The sequence below is a fragment of the Candidatus Methylarchaceae archaeon HK02M2 genome (assembly GCA_024256165.1).
Taxonomy (GTDB): domain Archaea; phylum Thermoproteota; class Nitrososphaeria; order Nitrososphaerales; family JACAEJ01; genus HK02M2.
In genome coordinates, this window is record JAKLZG010000002.1 from 1 (window position 1) to 20,380 (window position 20,380).

Annotated in this window: 18 protein-coding genes; 10 read left to right on the forward strand and 8 right to left on the reverse strand. The window is 35.1% G+C overall.

Going from position 1 to position 20,380, the window contains the following annotated elements; translation table 11 throughout:
* The 6 genes from L6N96_00040 to rpl7ae all read left to right on the forward strand — a co-directional run.
* The coding region (locus L6N96_00040) for a hypothetical protein (protein ID MCP8322557.1) at nucleotides 1-438 on the forward strand (438 nt) is incomplete at its 5' end.
* Nucleotides 428-1,486 carry a type 2 isopentenyl-diphosphate Delta-isomerase gene (fni, locus tag L6N96_00045; protein ID MCP8322558.1) on the forward strand — a complete coding sequence of 353 codons (1,059 nt, stop codon included), beginning with the start codon at nucleotides 428-430 and terminating at the stop codon, nucleotides 1,484-1,486. The genes L6N96_00040 and fni, both read left to right, overlap by 11 nt.
* Nucleotides 1,487-1,497: 11 nt before the next feature.
* Nucleotides 1,498-2,493, forward strand: a complete 996-nt coding sequence (locus L6N96_00050) for a polyprenyl synthetase family protein (GenBank protein MCP8322559.1) — start codon at nucleotides 1,498-1,500, stop codon at nucleotides 2,491-2,493.
* A 190-nt stretch (nucleotides 2,494-2,683) separates the two neighbouring features.
* Nucleotides 2,684-4,435, forward strand: coding sequence for a glutamate--tRNA ligase (locus tag L6N96_00055; protein ID MCP8322560.1), 1,752 nt, complete (start codon nucleotides 2,684-2,686; stop codon nucleotides 4,433-4,435).
* Between the two features lie 49 nt (nucleotides 4,436-4,484).
* Nucleotides 4,485-5,249, forward strand: coding sequence for an imidazole glycerol phosphate synthase subunit HisF (hisF, locus tag L6N96_00060; protein MCP8322561.1), 765 nt, complete (start codon nucleotides 4,485-4,487; stop codon nucleotides 5,247-5,249).
* A gap of 688 nt (nucleotides 5,250-5,937) precedes the next feature.
* Nucleotides 5,938-6,345 carry a 50S ribosomal protein L7Ae gene (gene rpl7ae / locus L6N96_00065; GenBank protein MCP8322562.1) on the forward strand — a complete coding sequence of 136 codons (408 nt, stop codon included), beginning with the start codon at nucleotides 5,938-5,940 and terminating at the stop codon, nucleotides 6,343-6,345.
* Here the strand turns inward: rpl7ae and L6N96_00070 are convergent.
* From L6N96_00070 to L6N96_00095, 6 genes are all read right to left on the reverse strand, one after another.
* Complete coding sequence (locus L6N96_00070) at nucleotides 6,342-6,842, reverse strand: flavin reductase family protein (GenBank protein MCP8322563.1); 501 nt, start codon at nucleotides 6,840-6,842, stop codon at nucleotides 6,342-6,344. The two genes, rpl7ae and L6N96_00070, sit on opposite strands and share 4 nt — an antisense overlap.
* A gap of 219 nt (nucleotides 6,843-7,061) precedes the next feature.
* Nucleotides 7,062-9,551, reverse strand: coding sequence for a hypothetical protein (locus L6N96_00075; protein MCP8322564.1), 2,490 nt, complete (start codon nucleotides 9,549-9,551; stop codon nucleotides 7,062-7,064).
* A 111-nt stretch (nucleotides 9,552-9,662) separates the two neighbouring features.
* Complete coding sequence (locus tag L6N96_00080) at nucleotides 9,663-11,165, reverse strand: glutamate synthase-related protein (protein ID MCP8322565.1); 1,503 nt, start codon at nucleotides 11,163-11,165, stop codon at nucleotides 9,663-9,665.
* Between the two features lie 8 nt (nucleotides 11,166-11,173).
* Nucleotides 11,174-12,517 carry a glutamate synthase-related protein gene (locus tag L6N96_00085; GenBank protein MCP8322566.1) on the reverse strand — a complete coding sequence of 448 codons (1,344 nt, stop codon included), beginning with the start codon at nucleotides 12,515-12,517 and terminating at the stop codon, nucleotides 11,174-11,176.
* A 17-nt stretch (nucleotides 12,518-12,534) separates the two neighbouring features.
* Nucleotides 12,535-13,803, reverse strand: a complete 1,269-nt coding sequence (locus L6N96_00090; GenBank protein MCP8322567.1) for a 4Fe-4S dicluster domain-containing protein — start codon at nucleotides 13,801-13,803, stop codon at nucleotides 12,535-12,537.
* Nucleotides 13,804-13,845: 42 nt separating this feature from the next.
* A complete protein-coding gene (locus tag L6N96_00095; GenBank protein ID MCP8322568.1) occupies nucleotides 13,846-14,376 on the reverse strand; it encodes an FAD-dependent oxidoreductase in 531 nt (176 codons plus the stop codon).
* Nucleotides 14,377-15,027: 651 nt separating this feature from the next.
* Here L6N96_00095 and L6N96_00100 point away from each other — a divergent pair.
* Entirely contained in the window at nucleotides 15,028-16,335 is a 1,308-nt protein-coding gene (locus L6N96_00100) for a hypothetical protein (GenBank protein MCP8322569.1), read from the forward strand.
* 47 nt (nucleotides 16,336-16,382) lie between these two features.
* On the opposite strand, the gene L6N96_00105 is transcribed toward L6N96_00100, so the two are convergent.
* Both L6N96_00105 and guaA read right to left on the reverse strand, forming a co-directional pair.
* A complete protein-coding gene (locus tag L6N96_00105) occupies nucleotides 16,383-17,705 on the reverse strand; it encodes a glutamine synthetase beta-grasp domain-containing protein (GenBank protein ID MCP8322570.1) in 1,323 nt (440 codons plus the stop codon).
* Nucleotides 17,706-17,788: 83 nt separating this feature from the next.
* Entirely contained in the window at nucleotides 17,789-19,339 is a 1,551-nt protein-coding gene (gene guaA / locus L6N96_00110; protein ID MCP8322571.1) for a glutamine-hydrolyzing GMP synthase, read from the reverse strand.
* Between the two features lie 177 nt (nucleotides 19,340-19,516).
* Between guaA and L6N96_00115 the strand changes: the two genes are divergently transcribed.
* Genes L6N96_00115 through ndk form a run of 3 tightly spaced genes read left to right on the forward strand, consistent with a single transcriptional unit; the run spans nucleotide 19,517 to nucleotide 20,344 of the window.
* Nucleotides 19,517-19,735, forward strand: a complete 219-nt coding sequence (locus L6N96_00115; protein ID MCP8322572.1) for a 30S ribosomal protein S28e — start codon at nucleotides 19,517-19,519, stop codon at nucleotides 19,733-19,735.
* Between the two features lie 10 nt (nucleotides 19,736-19,745).
* On the forward strand, nucleotides 19,746-19,934 hold the full coding sequence (locus L6N96_00120) for a 50S ribosomal protein L24 (protein ID MCP8322573.1): 189 nt from the start codon (nucleotides 19,746-19,748) through the stop codon (nucleotides 19,932-19,934).
* Complete coding sequence (gene ndk / locus L6N96_00125; GenBank protein MCP8322574.1) at nucleotides 19,934-20,344, forward strand: nucleoside-diphosphate kinase; 411 nt, start codon at nucleotides 19,934-19,936, stop codon at nucleotides 20,342-20,344. Before L6N96_00120 ends, ndk begins: the two co-directional genes overlap by 1 nt.
* Nucleotides 20,345-20,380 lie beyond the last annotated feature (36 nt).

Here is a 20,380-nt window from a genome sequence, read left to right on the forward strand (position 1 = left end):
TTTGAATTACAAAAAAGACTTTTTTTCTTCCTAATCAATTACGGCTTAACACCCATAACTTATGGCGATGTTCTAATAAGAGAAGGAGGGTTTTATGTACTATCAGGGGATGAGATCATGAGGATGCTATCAGTAACTCTACGACCTTCGAGGGCTATTTTTCTTTTAAATGTAGATGGCATATTTGAGGATGTAAATCAACCGGACTCTCTTATAGATGAATTGAAGCCAGAAGACATAACAAAGATCAAGCTCAAGATTCCAGACATGGATGTTACTGGAGGAATGATACTTAAGTTAAAAGAAGCAATGGGAATAGCAAAAAGTGGGATAAATGTTTTGTTCATCAATGGTAAAGATTCAGAAAGAATTCTCAAAGCATTGAAGGGTGAACGAATAAAAGGTACCTTAATAAAAGGGATTCGAAATGAAAGATGAGATAACTAAGAGAAAAGCAGATCATATCGATATCTGCCTAGGTAAAGAGGTTGAAGCAAAGACATCAACTACTCTCCTTGAATGTGTGCACTTAATTCATAATGCTCTGCCAGATTTGAATTTCGATTCTATAGATACATCAATAGTATTTTTAAATCATAAATTTTCGGCTCCCATAATGATAGATGCCATGATTGGTGGCTCTTCTAACTCATTAAAGATAAATGAGAATCTAGCTTTAGCTGCTGAGGAGCTCAAAATAGGAATGGTCATCGGTAGTCAAAGGGCAGGACTTACCACTCCATCTTTGGCTGAAACATATTCTATAGTAAGAAAGAGAGGGCCAAATATATTTTTAGCTTCAAATATTGGTGCTACTCAACTTGTAAAAGGATTTAGTAAAGAAGATGCAAAGAAGTGTATTGATATGATAGGAGCGAACGCATTTGTAGTTCATTTAAATTCTTTACAAGAGGTTTTACAGGTTGAAGGGGAGCCGTTTTATAAAGGTGTTATCAACAAGATTCATGAACTTACGACTTATTTGGACATACCTGTTATAGTTAAAGAAGTAGGATTTGGGATTTCTAAAGAGGTAGCTATCAAATTAGAAATGGCTGGAGTTTCAGCGATCAATATCTCGGGAACGGGAGGTACAAGTTGGGCTGCTGTAGAGTATTTTCGGGCCTTGACTAACGGAGATAAAAAAAGGTCTGATCTTGGTCGACTATATTGGGATTGGGGCATACCAACAGCTATCAGCTTGATAGAGACGAAGAAGGCGGTCAAGATCCCTATAATCGCATCAGGTGGAATTAGAACTGGATTGGACATAGCCAAGAGCTTGGTTTTAGGCGCAAGTATGTCAGGTATGGCTCTACCTTTGTTAAAGCGTGCAAACATCTCTAAAGATGAATTGGTTTCGTTCTTACAAAAGGTTATCTACGAGTTGAAGACAGCCATGTTCGCAGTAGGTTGTAGTAACATACAAGCTATGGAACGTGAGAGATACGTGGTCACAGGACAGTTGGTTGAATGGCTGAGATAATTGATTGAATAATGAGCCTAATTGAACAATTAGAAAAAACAGCATCTGAAGTTGATAAATACATTCTGTCAATATTAGAGGGTAAACCGAAGATTCTGTATGAGGCTTCCTCACATTTAATAAGGGCGGGAGGAAAAAGGTTAAGACCTTTTCTCGTTATAAAGTCTTGTGAAATCTTCGACTGTAATATAAAGAAGGTAATACCAGCTGCCGCAGCTCTTGAACTCCTACATAACTTTACTTTGGTTCATGATGATATAATGGACCATGATCTAATACGACATGGTGTGCCCACCGTACATGCTAAATACGGTATACCTCTTGGGATAGTTGCAGGGGATATTTTATTCATAAAAGTCTTTGAGTCGATCATATCAGGGATGCAAGAACTCAAGATTAGTAAAAGTACTATAATCAAGGTATTGGAGTTAGTGGTTAGATCGTCTATCAAGGTTTGTGAAGGACAGGTAAGGGATTTAAAGATGTCTTCAGAACGACGCTTCTACTCTATAAAAACATACTTGGAAATGATTCGAGAGAAGACTGGATCGCTGTTTGAGACCGCCTGTAGAGTTGGTAGTGTTATTGGAGGTGCGAAAAACGAGGATCAGAAAGCTATGGCTAAATTTGGTAGGTATCTTGGAATAGCCTTTCAACTGATAGATGATACCCTGGGTGTTGCAGGTGATCCTAAAGTGACTGGTAAACCTGTGGGTAGTGATCTTAGAGAAGGGAAGAAGACTTATGCCCTTTTAATGGCTATACAACTTGCAAATCAAGATGATAAGTTTAAGATTCAAAAAGTTTTTGGAAAGAAAGAAGCCAAACAAGAGGAAATGGATGAAGCATTAACTATAATATCTAAGACTGGTGCAGTCGATAAAGTAAGGGGTAAAGCCCAATTTTATACCGATAAAGCGATATCAATTCTTAAAAGATTCCCTAATTCACATTCAAAAGAGACATTGTTAGAGCTAACTCATTTTATAGTAACTCGAAATCTATAAACGTCAATATCATCAAATCAGTCAATAATGCTGTTCAAGTCATTAAATAAGACCTAAAAATGTATCCCACACGATTCAAGCCAAGTGAAATTTATTCTTTAGAAGGGTTCAATAAGCAAATATTTTTCATCTATAGAAAAAAAAGGTTAAAAATATTTAATTAAGCATTCTTAAAGTAAAGTTTGGTCACTTGGTAGAGATTCAGCCCGATATTAGGCGCATAATTCTTAAACATGCTCTTTTAAACGCCTATAAGCATAATGGAGAGTGCAAAATAGGAGCAGTCTTAGGGAAAGTGATAGGCGAGAAGCCAAATCTAAAAATTCTCGCAAAGGATTTATATCCTATTGTGAATGATGTAGTTGATGAAGTCAACCAACTAAGTCAAAATGAACAAAAATCTATGCTCAATTCGAATTTCCCTGAAGCTATTATTGATATCCAAGATAGAGTTAAAGAGAATAAACTCCCTTTGCTTCCAAGTTCTGAGATGTACTCTACGATAGTTACCAGATTTTCTCCAAATCCAGATTGTGTGCTTCACTTAGGCTCAGCCCGTGCGATAATCCTCTCTCACGATTACGCTAGAGAATATGGAGGAAAATTCATTCTTAGATTTGAGGATACAGATCCAAGGCTAAAGAAGGCATCTTTAATTTTTTATAAGTTGATAAGAGAAGACCTTGAATGGTTAGGATGTAAATGGGATGAGGAGTTTATCCAAAGTGATAGACTTAATATTTATTATAATATTGTAGAAAAGTTAATCCAAGTAAGAGGAGCGTATATCTGCACTTGCCATCCAACTAATTTTCGTAGCTACATAACTTTGGGAAAAGCTTGCCCGTGTAGGGAACTAAGTATTGAAGAACAGATGACTAGATGGAGAAAGATGTTGGATGGGAGCTATAAAGAGGGACAAGCTATAGTCAGAGTTAAAACAGATCTTAGCCATCCGAACCCTGCTGTAAGAGATTGGCCCGCCTTACGAATTATTGACACTATGAAGCACCCGCATCCAAGAGTTGGCTCAAAATATAATGTTTGGCCACTGTACAACTTCTCAACAGGTATAGATGACAAATTCATGGGCATCACTCATATCATAAGGGGTAAGGAACATCTCACTAACACAGTTAGGCAGAAATTTATGTATAAGTACTTAAAATGGGAGTACCCCATAGCGATCCATTATGGAAGGCTAAAGATGGAGGATGCCGTATTAAGCAAATCCAAGATAGTCCAAGGGGTAGAAGACGGTTCATATACGGATTTTGATGATCCCAGATTAGCAACTTTCCTAGCTTTTAAGCGTAGAGGTATTCAAGCTGACGCTATAAGGAAATTAATATATGATGTAGGAATCAAGCCAGTAGATGTTACAATAAGTTGGTCAAATCTCTATGCTTATAACAAACAGATTATAGATAAGATTGCATCTAGATACTTTGCCATCTTTGACGAGATCGAGCTTCATATTCATGGAGTTAAGGAGGATATAGAGGCAAATCTATTAAAGCATCCTGATGATAGATCGAAAGGGTATAGAAAGCTTAAAGTTCCACAGAAGAAGGGCATTGCAGTTCTCTTCGTATCTAGATCAGATGTTGAGCAGTTATTATTAAAACCAATAGTTAGGTTAATGGGGCTCATGAATATAGGAGATGTAAAATTTGGAGATGGCTGCCTTACGGCGAATTTTAAGGGATGGTCGATTCAAGAAGCAAAATTGCATAAAGCACCAATTATTCATTGGCTCCCTATAAAATGCCTGATCAAGGTGATCTTAATCATGCCTACAGCAGAAAGAGTTGAGGGTTTAGCTGAAAAAAACCTTGGAAAAGAACCCATCAATTCATTAGTACAATTAGAGAGAGTAGGCTTTGGGCGTATAGATTCAAAATCGGATGATATGGTTTTTATCTACCATACATCAAGATAATGAGAATAGAAATAAATAAGATTCCTTAAGATTTGTAGTGTGGTGAAAGTTGGTCTTTGTAAAGATTATGCCATGTCTAGATATGAAGGATGGTCGAGTTGTCAAAGGTGTTAATTTCGTAGATCTACGGGATGCTGGTGACCCAATTAAAAACGCGAAGTTTTATGAGGAAGAGGGAGCCGATGAACTTGCCATGTTAGACATTGCGGCGACCATTGAAGGAAGAAAAACAAGGCTTGAATGGGTTAAAAACGTAATAAATGTTATCTCAATTCCTTTAACAGTGGGAGGAGGGATTACCAATTTGAAGGATATGGAAGAATTGTTTGATCTAGGTGTTAGCAAAGTATCGATAAATACTGCTGCTGTAAGAAAGCCTGATCTTATTAAAAAAGCTTCAAAAAAATTTAGTAAAGAAAGGATCGTAGTAGCTATCGACGGTAAGAGGAACCCTAAGATGCCCCAAGGCTTCGAGGTTGTAATAAAAGGAGGAACTGAAGGAACCAAAATAGATGCTGTTGAGTGGGCTAGAAGATGCGAAGAATTAGGTGCTGGAGAGATTCTACCTACGAGCATGGATGAGGATGGGACCTTATCGGGCTACGATCTCGAATTTACTAGATCTATTGCTGAAGCGGTCGAGATACCAATAATTGCCTCAGGGGGGGCGGGAACATTAGAGCATTTATTAGAGGCAGTAGTCAAGGGCAAAGCCACAACGCTTTTAGCTGCTTCCATCTTTCATTTCAGAAAGTATTCTATTAGGGAAGTAAAGGATTTCTTACAAAATAAAGGCATAGAGGTTAAAATTTAAAATTAGTGAAATTTTATTGAAAGTAAAAACAAGATAATGGAAGTATTAAGTCTTCAATGTAATTCATTATTTTCGACTTGTTATATCACTGAAGATAAAAAATCCACTTGGTTTTTTTTCGATAAGGATGGGATATACTATCTACCTTCATATGTTCATAATGTGTTCAGATGTTTGATTTTTTTTTTCAAATGTTAGAATTGAGTATATAATTGTACACTATCAAGCATATGTATTCTTATACATTATCATTATTAAGGAACGGATATTTGACTATTGAAATAAAAATTTTAAGCTAAGGAACAAGTAAAAAGTAGTAATTTGACAATTATTAAAGAAGCTAGATTATTTATTAAGATATCGTCCTTATAGTTTCTTATTACGTAATTTCCATTATGTAGTTAAGAGGTTGTGCTCCAGTACGTCCTTCTTGTATATATGTACATAAATTATTTAGGACTATAACCCCAATAAGCATTTATAGATCCGTTCCTTAATTAGCATTACCTAAGACGTTGTTTTATTAGTTAAACACTTCGAGATTTTATCTGTAAAAAGTTAAAGTATCAATATTATTTAACGAAAATTTAATGAATCTTTATTGAAGTTACTTAAAAATTTTTAGCGTTTACCTTATAAGCAAGTAGCTAAAAGATAATCGATGCGCAAACCGCAGATGATAAATAAAATGGATGCGGAAAAACAAACTCAAAATAGTGAAAACCCAAAGCCTTATTTTGTAAAGTTTGAGACTCCTAAGGAGCTAATTGATGCGACTTATGAAGTATTACGTCAAGCAAGGCAAACAGGAAAGATAAGAAAAGGAACAAATGAAGTTACAAAAGCGATTGAGAGAGGCATAGCGAAACTTGTGGTAATTAGCGAGGATGTCGAACCCCCTGAAATAGTTGCTCATCTACCTATACTTTGTGAAGAAAGAAAAGTGACATTTATCTTTGTTCCGAGTAAAGCCCAGATAGGTTCGGCTCTTGGAATCGATGTATCTGCTGCATCAGCATGCGTAATAGAGTCTGGAGAGGCAGCAAGTATTTTGGATCAGATCATCGATGCTGTTTCAAAGCTCAAGAAAAGTTAAAAATGAAGATATTTATCTAAAATTAAATATTTTTTCTTGTGTCTTAAGATCATCTGTGCTTTATCTAGATCGTAATCCGTTTTGAAAATATCTTTTAAAGCTTCAGCGGCAACTACCTTTCCAACAAATATCATATGATCGCCTGTTTCAAGCTTTAAGACTAACTCACATTCTAAATGACCTATACATTCATTTATCAAAGGTGGCTTGACAATCTTAGCTGGCGAAGCTGTCAGACCTGATTTTTTAAACTTATCTATGTCCTTTCCAGACACACTCCCTAAGTAGTCGATCTGTTTAGCAAGTTTTTTGGACGGTATATTGATTACAAACTCGCGAGTTTCTGTTATTAATTTATATGAGTATCTTTTCAGGGCCATACTTATAGCTATTAAAGGGGGATCGAATGATGTTGGCATCGTCCAAGCCATTGGGATTATATTAGGCTTTCCTGAACTATCGATACACGTGATCAATACAACAGGTCTTGGGTACATCAACCTGGTACATATATCAAATTGAACATCAATTTTCTCATTGATTTGGTTCAATGTTCTATTGATTTTCCAAAAGCTTAGATTAATATCTTTTCTATTTATTTAGCGAAAAAAAATATTTGGATTAAATCTTGGAAAATGATAACATTAGAATTTATAATCAAAGTATATCTACAATTATAAATTCATTTCAGTATCTTTTATCATCTAATTTTTTCATTAACCAACCTTCGAGAGAGCTTTTATTGGGATTGGTACGACCTTTCTATAAATTTCATACATACTCTTTTTCTTTCCATTTACAGTCAATAATCGATCGACCGAAATCCCATACAACCTCTCGTTTTCTTTCAAATAAGGAAGAATTAGTTTACAATCTTCAAAGGTAAGTTGTACGATCTTTCCACTATTAAGTTGATCTTCTGTCACTAATTTATGAGGGTCTCTCAAGTATATCGCCCCTCCAGATGCTAACGAAAAAAGATTACCTCCAGGATATGGAGTTTCTTGTTCAATAATTTCGCCAAGATCGTTATATTGTATTCCATTCAAAATTACAAAACCTCCACCTTTTAAAGGATCACCTGCCATGAAAGATTCAGCCAAGTAGTCAAGACAAGTACCGTTTATTATTACTCGTGGTTTACCGACTGCGTTTATTAAAGGTCTTCCTGCCGCATTTCCGGATACATAAACTTCTCCACCTTTTGCCCCATACATGAATGTTTGACCTACATCTCCATAAATAACGAGTTTTCCTCTCCTTACTATTTGCCCGATTTGGTCTTGCGCATCACTGTGAATGTAAATTTTAGAACCATCTAAGCCTGAGCCTAGATAATCGCCAGGACTACCATAGACATCAATTCGTATATCCGATTTAGGTCCAAGACCGCAACCAATAAATCTTTGACCACGAAGACTGTATGCAATTACTTTTTTCCACCCAAGATTGTACGCTTTAACTAGGAATTTAGATGCAGAATCTATCCCTTCTGGATTAAAATCTTCCATATTAATAATTAAAGTTCGATATGGATCTTGGGGGCTTTGTAAAAGATTTTTACTCTGCCAATCAATTAGTTGATAACTAGTACTCGTGCCAATTCGTTGAGTCGAACTGAAGATTTCATTAAGTTCTTCTTGAATTTGTGTTAACATCAGACTCCTTCTTTTAATACCAATATTCCAGTGCCGATCCATGAGAATTGTCAATATTTCAATAGTGAACCTTTTTTCTTGATCTCCTTTTTTCGAATATTTTCTTAAGATATCTATAAGGTTATCAAAATTATTGTTATCATAGATGTAAAGAAAATCCTTTAATCGATCATACATTTTTTGGGGTGTCTCAAATGCATTAGCAGATAATTTATGTTCAATCTCAAAAGGAGAAAAATATGTTAGATTAGATTGATCGTATATTTGCTTAGGATTTTTTATCGTTGTAACAACTTTCCCAAATTTATCTGTACATTTCAATTCTTTTTCTTTTTTATTTCCTTCACTTTCTGTTATTGTGAAAATGAAAGCCCCCCCATCGGTGTGGCTACCACCACGTGCATTCCAATATTTATCAGCTATAGGAAGAAAATTCTTATCTTCTTCCGATAAACTTCTTAATATAGCGTCAATAGCTTGCTTTTCTGAGGATATAACCCCAATTTTCACATCACCTTCCAGTAAAGCGAAAACTTGTGGTCTGAGCATTGAAGTATCGGTGATGCCAATCATTTGATGTTGTCTTTTATAGGGATCATTTCTTGCTATTATAAAGAACCAAGGCCCATCTGGAGAACCAATCATATGGGATAACTGAATCATCTTATAGATTTTCCTTTTCTCCTCAGAAAGGATATGAAAATCTCTTTCAGTTGTTGGTGCTAATGCTTCAATAATATATTCTAATGGATATCGATAAACTCGACTAAAGAGATCAAATAGCAATACCGAGACTTCTGTATCAGTTAGAAATTGGGGGTATATGTTCCTCTGCTTCAAATATTTTGTTACTCTTACATAGTTAGCGAAATCACCATTATGAACTAAAGCTTCATGAAGCCCAACAAAAGGATGTGCTCCTCCAGGGTGCCAAACTCTTCCCTTGGTCGGATATCTTTGATGTCCAATCCAGATATGTGCTTTTATATCTTCAAGGCGATAATACTTTATCAATTGTTCTGCATAGCCCACAATTTTTAACACCATCATGTTCTTTCCATGGGAAAGAACAAAAGCCCTCTTTTTTCCTAATGAAGCATAAAATTTTTGATTTAATTGAAAACTATTTTGATAGATAAATTCATCCTCTATTTGTTGGGGCTCCATTTCGTCAAGATTATTTTTTTTAATAAAACGATTTAAAACATCTTCATCAACTTTGACAAAGTATCTAATCACATCAGGTGGTTTTATTTCCAAACCTGGAACTTGACTATAGTCATCTAAAGAAGGTATTTTTTCGGTATAATCCACTTGTAAGTTAGGAAAGATAAACGAATCTTCAACCAATTTTCTCGAAGAAGGATCAAGATAAGCAATTTGTAAAAGATAATCTTTTTCCAATATTGCCCTTGAAATACCCATTTGTTCAGGTAAAAATCCTACAGCTGCGATACCTCCTCCCTTCCCATTTCCTCTATTATGCATTTGTTTACATGATTGAAGTAAATGGTGACCCGCAACTGGTATTGTACATGCCAATCCCACAACTCCACAACCTCCCTCTGATTCAGCTTTGGAATTTGAAATTTGTCTATGTTCTAATTTTTCTCTAGATTTAATTATCTTTTCAACATAATCTATCTTTAATATCCCCGATCATCCTCCAAATTTTAGTAGACCTTTACCTCCATATTTTTTGTATTTTTCTGACAAGCCAGCCCCTCTCAAATCTGCTACATCATCTAAACCTAGCCTCCAAAGAATGTCAATAAGTTGATTGTTCCATGAATAATACAGATTACTTATCCTTTGAGCGCCCCAATTAGGTTGAACAAGTTCAACAAGTTCATGATCAGTTGAAGCTATCCCATATGGACATCCTCTTCCAGACTCACAGTTTCCACATCTAGTGCAACCACAAGCTACCAATTCTGCTGTACCGATGATGACACCATCAGCTCCTAGAGCGATAGCTTTTGCAATGTCATAAGCGGTTCTAATACCACCACTTACCATGAAGGTGAGTTCATCTCTTACGCCTTCATCAACTAAAAATCGGTGTACTTTTTGGATTGCATATTCTATAGGCATTGCTATATTTTTTTTCGCAATATCTGGTGCAGCTCCAGTTCCACCATAGCTACCATCGACATTAAGAATGTTAACACCTGCGTGATAACATCCTACAGCTACCATCTCTATATCAGTTGGACTGGAAACTTTCGCTGAAATTAAGATATCAGGATCAGGATTCATCGCAATAATCCAATCGACATGCTTTTTATGATCTTCAACAGAATAAACACTATGAAAGGGAAATGGCGAGAAAAGGGTATGCCAAGGTACCGACTCTCTAAGGTTAGCGACATCGGGTGTGACTTTGTCAGCTAATAGATGGCCACCTAAACCCGGCTTAGCTCCTTGAGCGTATTTGATTTCTACTATTCTTGCATAATTGATAGTCTCTTCTGTAACACCAAATTGCCCAGTCGCAAGTTGTGTAATAACATTATCCTTATATGGTACCAATTGTTCTGGATATCCTCCTTCTCCTGTGCTTACGAAAGTATTCCAAGCTTGCGCAGCCATAGCCCTTGCCAACATCATGTTGAGGCTTATTGAACCAAATGACATCCCTGCACTGTACCATGGAATTGGGATATTGATTCTTGCTCCATAAGATCTTTTATTCAGTGTTATTGAAGTTTTGATTTTTTCTTTATCTATTCTGTCCTTAAACTCTTTCTCGAATTTAAATCTCAAATTATCGAAACCCCCACCTGAATTCCCAATTCGATATTCGATATCTGAAGGAGGCTCACCTGTTTCTGCTTGATACCACGTTGCTAAAAGCAAGTCTCTAGTCCACATAGAATCTCCTAGGACCATATAATCTGAATTTGATTCAATACAAATTGCATTGTATGGGCAAAGGGATACACAATAAAAGGGATTCTCTTTACATTTAGGCCCTATACAGTTGGAACTATTCGGTTGATGCATCTTAAGGTGTCCAGACAATCTCATATGAACTCCATAGGGGCAGATATTTTCACAAAGACTACAATCGATACACGCATCGGTATAAGATACTTTATACTTAGAAATACTCCAAAATTCAGATGGAGTTCGTTCCACTATAACATTTTTGGGCACCATCTTTATTATCACCCAACTAAAGAACGGAGTTCTTTTTCTTCATCAATGTAAAAGATAATCCTACCAGTCTCTCCCTGAAGCCGTCTAACCTCTCTCATTCCCATCGCACCAAGTACTTCTAGAAGTTGATCTCTCCATGAACTCATCAAATTTATTATTCTTTGAGTTCCCCAATCAAAATCCACATTTGCTAGATCTATTGGAGAGAAGCTCTGAATTGGAGTTCCGAATTGTACCATTTCCAAGGCTATAAGATATGCAAAATCAATTCCTACAATATTCGCTCCACAAGCTATTGTTTTCGGAAGATGTTCAGCAGCGGCAATACCACCACTTGCAATTATTGTGATCTGATCACGAAGACAATTATCAACTAACAAATCATCGATCGATATTAAGGAATTTGTAATAAACCGTGGATTTTTCTCAAACTCATTTCCTTGATAATCAGTATAAAGATGTAATATTTCAGCTCCTTTTTTTACAAGATCTAGGATCAATGTATCAGAACTCTTTTTTAATGGGACCCGTATTGAGACTATGACATTGGAATTTAGATTCTTCAAAGTCTTCAAATCTTTTATAATATCCTCTTTATAATCCACTTCAATTATTTTAGATCTTTTCACCAACTCTATATCAAGATTGGAGTGTGAAGAGATTCTCGGAATTAAATTATAATCGAATTCTTGGTAATCATCCGCATTGACGATAGCATATGTCCCAAGTTTTGTAGCAGCATTGGCCACTATCCATTGAAGAAATCTATTTTTAAATTCATCAGGAGGAGGGTTAAATAGAACAGGTATAGGAATTTCAATATTTTGTGGAAATCCATCCAAATCTTTTTTCGTTTTAAATTTTAAGTAAGGAAGTTTTCGCCCAAGATCAACCGCTGTAGAGATATATTCTCTCCCATGAATTCCATCACGGGTCGGTCTTACAATCTCTGACATATCAGTCCATATACTATCAAATCCTGGTCCACTAAAGTCCCCTCTATATCCTGCACCAGATACTGGAACTCTTCCATCCTCAGCTTCATTCCATATTGTTTTGATTATCTTTGGAGTATAATAAGAGTCACCTAGTTTGAGGAGTTTTGGATTATCATGTAAAGTAAGAGCTCTACGGGGACATTCTACAATACAACGAAAACATCCCTTACAATTATAGCTATCAGGTTCTGCCATTATTCTTATATCTTCTTGTTGTTTTTTATGAACATCGTATAAACAGGCTCTGATACAATCGCCACAGTTTATACAATAGTCAAGATTTCTTTTTACTAAAAATTTTCCTATCTTTTTCTTTGATTTCGCAAATTCAGTATGGATTTGATATTTATACAAGCTTGTTTTTTCCTCCTTTATTTACAAACGATACCTCTCTTCTTCAATTCTTGATACTTCTTATTCTCTTCTGCATCTTCTACAAATCTTGCTACAACTTCGGTTGGTCTTCCAAACTTCTTTTCTAAATGTCTTTCCCATAAATCCCAAATATTCATGAGCTCCAATTGAGTTTGACATACTTTCTCACAAGCTTTACAATGTGTACACAAAAACATTTTTTCAGAATTTAATTTTGTGAAAACATTCTTACTCATGTACTCTTTTATAAAAAATAATTTCCCCCTAGCTGTAACGCTCTCATCTCCACTTACAATATATGCAGGGCACACTGGGACGCAAGAGCCACATTTCGCACATTCTAAAATCGTTTTCTCTATAATACTGTGGGGTTTATTATCTTGAAAACTATGCTTTTGTAAAAAAGCTGAGATTTTTCCAAAGACAGGTGAAAATGATCTCAGAATTTTTAGTGTGATTTTGGTTGCTGGATTCAAAAATTCTGATGGAAAATCTAAATATTGTGATTTTAATGAAAAAAACTTACCTGGGTTACCTAAATTAAGCGGGTCTTCCTCTCCCTTATACCTTTTTAATTTGATAAATGTGTCTCGTCTGAATTTTTTTTCTACAAATGGTGTCATCCATGCTCCAACATTATATATTCTGCCTTTCAACTCAAGTCCTAATTCAAAAAGCATCATCACTAATACGAGATGTGTGAAATACCCTAATGTATTTTTTTGATTTGAAAGAAATGAAGAAATAATTAAAGCTTCTTTTTTATTCACAATATGACTCTCCGTCGATATTTCGATTCCACAACTTTTCCCAAGTTTGCATGCTTTTTTAATAAATTCGTGTAGTTTGGATATTGGTAATATAAGTTCGCTAGCCAGAAGTGTAGGGCCAAACCTTTTTATACTCATAGTGAAGAATCGCTCGTTCCAGAGTTTATAGGCAAGATGATTTTCACTTTGATATGGTTCCTCTTCAATGCATTTGAGGAGTGCTTTTTCAGACCCTAGATCTTCGAGATGAATCAATACACTATCTTTCTCCTTAAAAAAACAGTTTACGTTAGGATAGCCTTCTTTAAGTAATCTGTTTAATTGTCTCATATGGTAACTATTGTAATGCGTTATATGTGATGCATCTATTTCGTTATCGATCAATTCTTCAATAAATTGATAGGATTTAGTGCTATCATCAAATTGAAATAAACGTGGAATTGAAATGCTTGGACGTTTCCTTATTTTCAATTTCACGTTTAAAATAATTCCCATCTGCCCATTAGTTCCAAAATAATAAGCAAATTCTGGCTCAATTTATTTTAAAATTTTGACTTGCCCATTATAAGAAACAACTCTTAAACTATTTACTTGATCTTTAATTTGACCATACTTGTAACTATTAATACCATAACCACCAGTAGAAATCCAACCTCCAACTGTTGAAAACCAACTTGATGGATAGGTTCTAACAGCATACCCTTTAGGTTTAAGAAAATACTCAAGGTCATCCCATCTTACTCCGGTCTCAATAGTAACTGTATTGTCAAGCTCATTCATACTTTGTATAGTTCTTAAGTTAGAAAGATCTAAGATCATTCCTCCTTTCATAGGTAATATATCACCAAATGCTGAAGACGCAGCTCCTCTTGGAATAATTGGCATCTTCTTCCCATGGGCTTCTTTTACTATTAATACAACATCTTCAGTATTTTTAGGTTGGATAACAACTTCAGGTGTTTTGGAAAATAGACTTTTAATTATTAAGGGAATTTCAGTTTGATCTTGACTGTAAAGGATTCTTTCTAGTTCCCCTTTTAGAGATTTCACATTAGTAAAATCATTCATTTTATTCTTATTACCTTCTTTTTGATATATTTTCTGTTAACATGATCTAACTCAATTGGTATATCATCTAAGAACATTAGGCTTTTTCATATCGATTAATTTTATTATTTAAATCTATATAGAATATGACAAATACTCTAGGTTATCTCATATAAGGGATACAAAGAGTAAGTAACATATGATATACTCTTTGGAGGTAGATAACGATGGATTAAACCTTTTTCTTCCATATTTTCTAAAATTTCAAGAGGCTCTTTAATTGCAGTATGTAATGAGATATAACCTAAAGGAACTGGACTTTTTGCAGTATCTAAGACTTTGAGGATTTTATAAACTAGTTCATTTTCTCTATTTCTTGGTATATCTAAATTTATACTTAATATTTTCTTATCCCCTCCCCGTACTATTTTTTAAATATAGAAATATTTATAAATCTTATGTCTTTTATAAAAATATAAAGTGATAAAATGGAACTAAAAAATACTTATAATAACAAGATTATCATCAGAGTAGTTTTGGAAGGAGATCTTGCTAAAAAGTTTAATTTAATTAAGTCACGGAAAGGTATAAAGAATAACACTGAAATTATAAGATTACTAGTAGCCGAAGAGTTCGATAGGACTTCTTAAATTTACCTTGGGGTGATTTTTCTTGACTCGCTTTCTAAGAATATCGGAAGAACTAAAATATTTCCTTAAAATAGGACATACTTTGCTTATTAAAGGTGACGCTGGGACAGGTAAAACTACCCTCGCATTAGAAATACTGCGATGCCTTGATCCGGTTGATTGTATTTTTTTCTCTACGAAAACTCCGCCACCTATTCTTTACGATTATTATCCTTGGCTGAAGAATAAATTAGTGCTAGGCCCTGAGGAAATAAGATTTTTAGAAACACGTCAGGAAAGCCCTGAACGTCTTTTAAACCGACTTAGAGATCAATTACTGAAGATGGAACACCCTTTACTCATACTTGACACTTGGAATGCTATGTCCTCAGAAATGGATCCTAAAGATCAAATAAGAATTGCAAAAGCGATTATTATGACAACTTATCTTATAAAAGGCAAAACGATATTAATAGAAGAGACAGATAAAAGATCTTTTCTTGACTTTTTAGTAGATGGTGTTGTTATTCTGACGGCTACAGACGTTTATGGTGAAGCTGAAGCTGGACGTGTTTATGAAGATCGCCTCGAAAAACGATTTGCCAGGGAGATGGAACTTAAAAAGTTGAGAGGAATTGAAATTTTAAATAGAAGATATGCTTTCACCTTGAAAGATGGGAGGTTTCTGTCCTTTCCTCCATTTTATGAAGATTTATCTGTTAGACCAACAAAGATTGCAAATCTTTCTGAAGATCGAATTTCATCAGGCATCTTTGAATTTGATAATATAACAGGAGGTTTCAAAAAGGGAAGTTTTAATTTATTCGAGATTGAACATAGCGTTGATAAAAGATATTTACAAATACATACACAAATTGCTTGGAATATTATATTGAATAATGGAGGGATACTCATAATTCCTTCAATAGGTGAAAAATACCCTTCTGAATTGTTACATGAAGCTATTCTACATCGACCTCGGTCAAATAATTCTGAAAGCGAAATAAAGATCATTCGAGAGATTGTAGAAAAAAACTATAATACTAAACATTTTAAGAATGGAATATTTATTTTCCTTGGTTTTGATACACTTATAAATCGATTTGGGTCTGACAAAACACTCGCATTAGTTGAATCTATTATTAATTATGCTGAAGAAAGTGGAACCATCATCATCGGAACTATGAAAAGAGGTATGGAATTCTTAGAATATGTAACGCATACAATGGAATCTCATTTCGTATTTAAAGACCTTACTAATGCTCTAGTCATTTATGGAATGAGACCTAAAACAGGTCTTTACGCAGTGAATTTAATTGAAAATGAAGTCAAACTCACACCTATCGTTTAGATAGTCAATCTATTGTTACAATGGGAGGCGCTTTATAGATTATATAATTAAAGTATGTGGAGATATTGTTTTAATTCCCATTCAGTTACTTGTATTCTATATTCATCCCACTGTCTTTTTTGCGCTTCAATAAGCTTATTATAAATATGCTCTCCTAGAGCATCTTGTAAGATTTTGTCTTTTTCTATTTCTATTATCGCTTCTCCTAGTGATCCTGGTAGAGTCTCTATATATAGCTCCTCAAGTTTTTTATCATCAAAATGGTATACATCTTCTTCGACAGGTTCAGGAGGAACCATTTTATTCTTTATACCGTCTAGACCACTTGCTAGCATTACTGTAAAGGCTAAGTAAGGATTACAAGAAGGATCAGGGCATCTTAGTTCGACTCTTGTTGAAGAATCTTTTCCTTTCCGTGTATTTGGAACTCTTATCAGTGCTGATCTGTTAACTCTCCCCCAACAGATGTAAACTGGTGCTTCATATCCTGGAACAAGCCTTTTATACGAATTTACGGTTGGAGCTATTACTGCTGACATACTTCGTACATGTGCTAACTGCCCTGCGATAAATTGTTTTGCAGTTTCAGATAAATTCCCTATTCCTTTAGGATCATAGAAATCGTTTTTATCATCTTTCCATAGGCTTTGATGCACGTGCATACCAGAGCCGTTTATTCCGAAAATAGGTTTTGGCATAAAACTTGCAAATAAATTGTACTTCATAGCCACTGTTTTTACAGCAGCTTTGTATGTCGTAACACGATCTGCTACAGTTAATGCCTTATCGTATTCAAAATCTATTTCATGCTGTCCTGGAGCAACCTCATGGTGGCTCATTTCAATTTTTATTTGCATAGCTTCCAAATCGGATACAACTTCTCGCCTAAGATCTGAAGCAAGATCTCTGGTTGAAAAATCAAAGTAACCAGCTGTATCGTGAGGTTCAGGCCTCTGGCCAGTAGCATTATTCTTAAATATGAAAAACTCAAGTTCTGGTCCTACTTTGTAATTGAAATTCATTTTAGAAGCCGTTCTCAACATCCTTTTGAGAATGAACCGTGGATCGCCTGGAAAAGGTTTACCTTCACTGAGGTAAACATCACACATTATTCTAGCAATTTTCCCATCTGTCCATGGCAATATCGCATAAGTTTCTATTTCGGGCATAAGGAACATATCGCTTTCGAAGATCCTAACAAAACCCTCTATAGAAGAGCCGTCGAACCATAAACCTTCTTCTAATACATTAGGTAGTCTTTTTGCAGTTATCGCACATGTCTTGAGTTGCCCCATTATATCTACGAACTGTAGATCAATATATTTCACATTCTTCTTTTTTATTTCAGAAATTACACTTTCTTTGTCCAAATTTCTACATCAAAAGAAAAATATTAAACATATATATACTTTTTCATATAGAAGTTGTTTAAATGTTCATTTATTATTCTAAATCATTCCCACTCTATTGTTGCAGGTGGCTTATGTGTAATATCATATACAACTCTAGTTATCTGCGGTATTTCATTCGTTATTCTTGTTGATATTTTTTCTAAAATATCATAAGGAATTTTTGCGAAACTAGCTGTCATGGCCTCCTTACTTTCAACAGCCCTTATGACAATCGCGTATCCATAAGCCCTTGCATCGCCTTTAACTCCTGTGCTCTTGGTATTTGTCAAAACAGCGAAATATTGCCATAAGCCTTCATTAATACCAGATTTCTCTAGCTCCTGAGCTACTATATCATCTGCTTTTTTGACTATACCTATTTTTTCTTCCGTAACTTCACCAACAACTCTAACCGCTAAACCAGGACCAGGAAATGGTTGTCTCCAAACAATCTCTCTAGGCAGATCTAATTTTTCTGCAACTTTTCTTACCTCATCTTTGTAAAGGTCCTTTAATGGTTCTAGGATTGTTTTAAATTTAATTTTAATCGGTAAGCCAGCGACGTTGTGATGAGTCTTTATCTTATCTGAGTCTCTCCTTACTCCTGATTCAACTCTATCTGGGTAAATCGTTCCTTGTAAAAGGTATTCTGCTCCAACCTCACTTGCTATTTTCTCGAAAACCCTTATGAACTCTTTTCCGATAATCTTCCTTTTTTGTTCAGGATCTACTACTCCTCTAATTTTTTTCATAAATCTTTTCTTTGCATCAACAATTACTAAGTTCATACCGAATTTTTTAAAAGTCTTCCTTACGAATTCTGTTTCAGATTTACGCATAAAACCATGATCTATAAAAACTGCTGTTAAATTCCTTCCAATAACCTTTGAAGCCAAGGCAGCTGTTGTACTTGAATCAATCCCTCCACTCAGAGCCACGATGCACTTATTATTTTTAAATAACTTTATCTCATCTATTGCTTTCTCAATAAAACTTTCTGGAATCCAGTTGGGTATACAAGCACAAACCTTAAAGATGAAATTTTTTATCATTAGAGTTCCATTCTTTGTATGGACGACTTCGGGATGCCACTGTAAACCGAATATGGGTTTTTCCCTATGCTTAAAGGCAGCAATTGGACAGTTTTTTGAATGTGATAAGACTTCGTACTCTTTAGGTAGTTCATATACAAAATCGCTATGACTCATCCATACAATCTCTTTTTTACTCAAACCCTGAAGCACATCAACTGGTTTATCTATTTCAACATGCGTCAAACCGTATTCTTCAGCCCCTGGCTGAACTTTTCCATTATTCAAATAGGCTATTAATTGGTGTCCGTAACATAATCCTAAGATGGGCACACCTGTGTCAAATATCTTCGAGTCGAATTTTGGAGTATTTCTATCATACACGCTTGAGGGCCCACCGGATAAGATGATTCCTTTAATATTGAGTTTTTTATTAAGTAATTTTATTTCCCTTGGAGATATATCACATGGGAATACCTCTGAGTAGACCTTATTTTCCCTAACCCTCTTTCCTATAAGGTGGCTGTATTGACCACCAAAATCAAGGATAAGGATCGTATCAGGTTTTATAAGCTTTCCCATAAGTTACCTAAACCCTTTATCAAGATAATAAAAAGTTAGTAAAATATCGATGTTGAATTTTAAAATCGCCATTTTTGTCTCTTTAATCTGTCTACAACATTTATATCTATATAAATTAATTTATATGAAAGCTTATATTTACATTAATTCCTTGCATGGGTTACAGAGGTTCATTCTATGAGTCAATCAGAGTCTGAAGAAGAACTTACTCCAGCAGAAGTTTTACAGATTGTAGGTAGGACAGGTGTAGCAGGTGAGATCACACAAGTCAGAGTAAGGGTGATGGAAGGAAGAGACAAAGGAAGGATATTGACTAGAAATGTGAAGGGTCCTATTCGATTAGGAGACATTTTAATGCTCCGAGAAACTGAACGAGAAGCTCGAAAGATAAAATAGGTGCCGACAAATGCTCAGCTTGAAAAAGTGCAACTTTTGTGGCAAGGAAGTGCCACTAGGCGTTGGTACAATGTTCGTGAAAAAAGATGGTTCCATACACTGGTATTGTTCTTCAAAATGTAGAAAGAACTCATTAAAGCTAAAAAGAGATCCCCGTAAGTTAAAGTGGACTACACGTTATAAAAAAGGAAAAGAGTGATGGAAGACCAAACATTAATTCTTATCAAGCCAGATGCTATCAAAAAGGGCTTGATAGGAGCAATTCTTAAGAGATTCGAAGACAGTGGATTCAGAATCATTAAGTTGAAGATGATGAGATTATCTGAAGAAGATGCAAAAAAATTTTATTCAATACATACGAAGAAGCCTTTCTTCAATAATCTTATCCCGTTTATTACCTCTAGTTCTGTAGTTGCAGCGATAATTGAGGGTGAAGAAGTACGTGCTATAACAAGAAAGATAATAGGTACTACGAACCCGAAGAAGGCCCCGCCAGGTACAATTCGTGGTGATTTTGGTACAAGTATAACAGAAAACGCGATACATGCTTCTGATTCCTATGATAGCTTTTTAAAAGAATACAAGGTTATCTTCAGAAGCCAAGATTGATGTAATCATTCATTATATCCAATTTTATCAAATCAT

Excerpts from the sequence above, each read along its gene's own strand:
- fni (MCP8322558.1), top strand. The coding sequence starts at position 428 with ATGAAAGATGAGATAACTAAGAGAAAAGCAGATCATATCGATATCTGC.
- L6N96_00050 (MCP8322559.1), top strand. The coding sequence starts at position 1,498 with ATGAGCCTAATTGAACAATTAGAAAAAACAGCATCTGAAGTTGATAAA.
- rpl7ae (MCP8322562.1), top strand. The coding sequence starts at position 5,938 with ATGGATGCGGAAAAACAAACTCAAAATAGTGAAAACCCAAAGCCTTAT.
- L6N96_00070 (MCP8322563.1), bottom strand. The coding sequence starts at position 6,842 with ATGTACCCAAGACCTGTTGTATTGATCACGTGTATCGATAGTTCAGGA.
- L6N96_00080 (MCP8322565.1), bottom strand. The coding sequence starts at position 11,165 with ATGGTGCCCAAAAATGTTATAGTGGAACGAACTCCATCTGAATTTTGG.
- L6N96_00090 (MCP8322567.1), bottom strand. The coding sequence starts at position 13,803 with ATGGGAATTATTTTAAACGTGAAATTGAAAATAAGGAAACGTCCAAGC.
- L6N96_00095 (MCP8322568.1), bottom strand. The coding sequence starts at position 14,376 with ATGAATGATTTTACTAATGTGAAATCTCTAAAAGGGGAACTAGAAAGA.
- guaA (MCP8322571.1), bottom strand. The coding sequence starts at position 19,339 with ATGGGAAAGCTTATAAAACCTGATACGATCCTTATCCTTGATTTTGGT.
- L6N96_00115 (MCP8322572.1), top strand. The coding sequence starts at position 19,517 with ATGAGTCAATCAGAGTCTGAAGAAGAACTTACTCCAGCAGAAGTTTTA.
- L6N96_00120 (MCP8322573.1), top strand. The coding sequence starts at position 19,746 with ATGCTCAGCTTGAAAAAGTGCAACTTTTGTGGCAAGGAAGTGCCACTA.
- ndk (MCP8322574.1), top strand. The coding sequence starts at position 19,934 with ATGGAAGACCAAACATTAATTCTTATCAAGCCAGATGCTATCAAAAAG.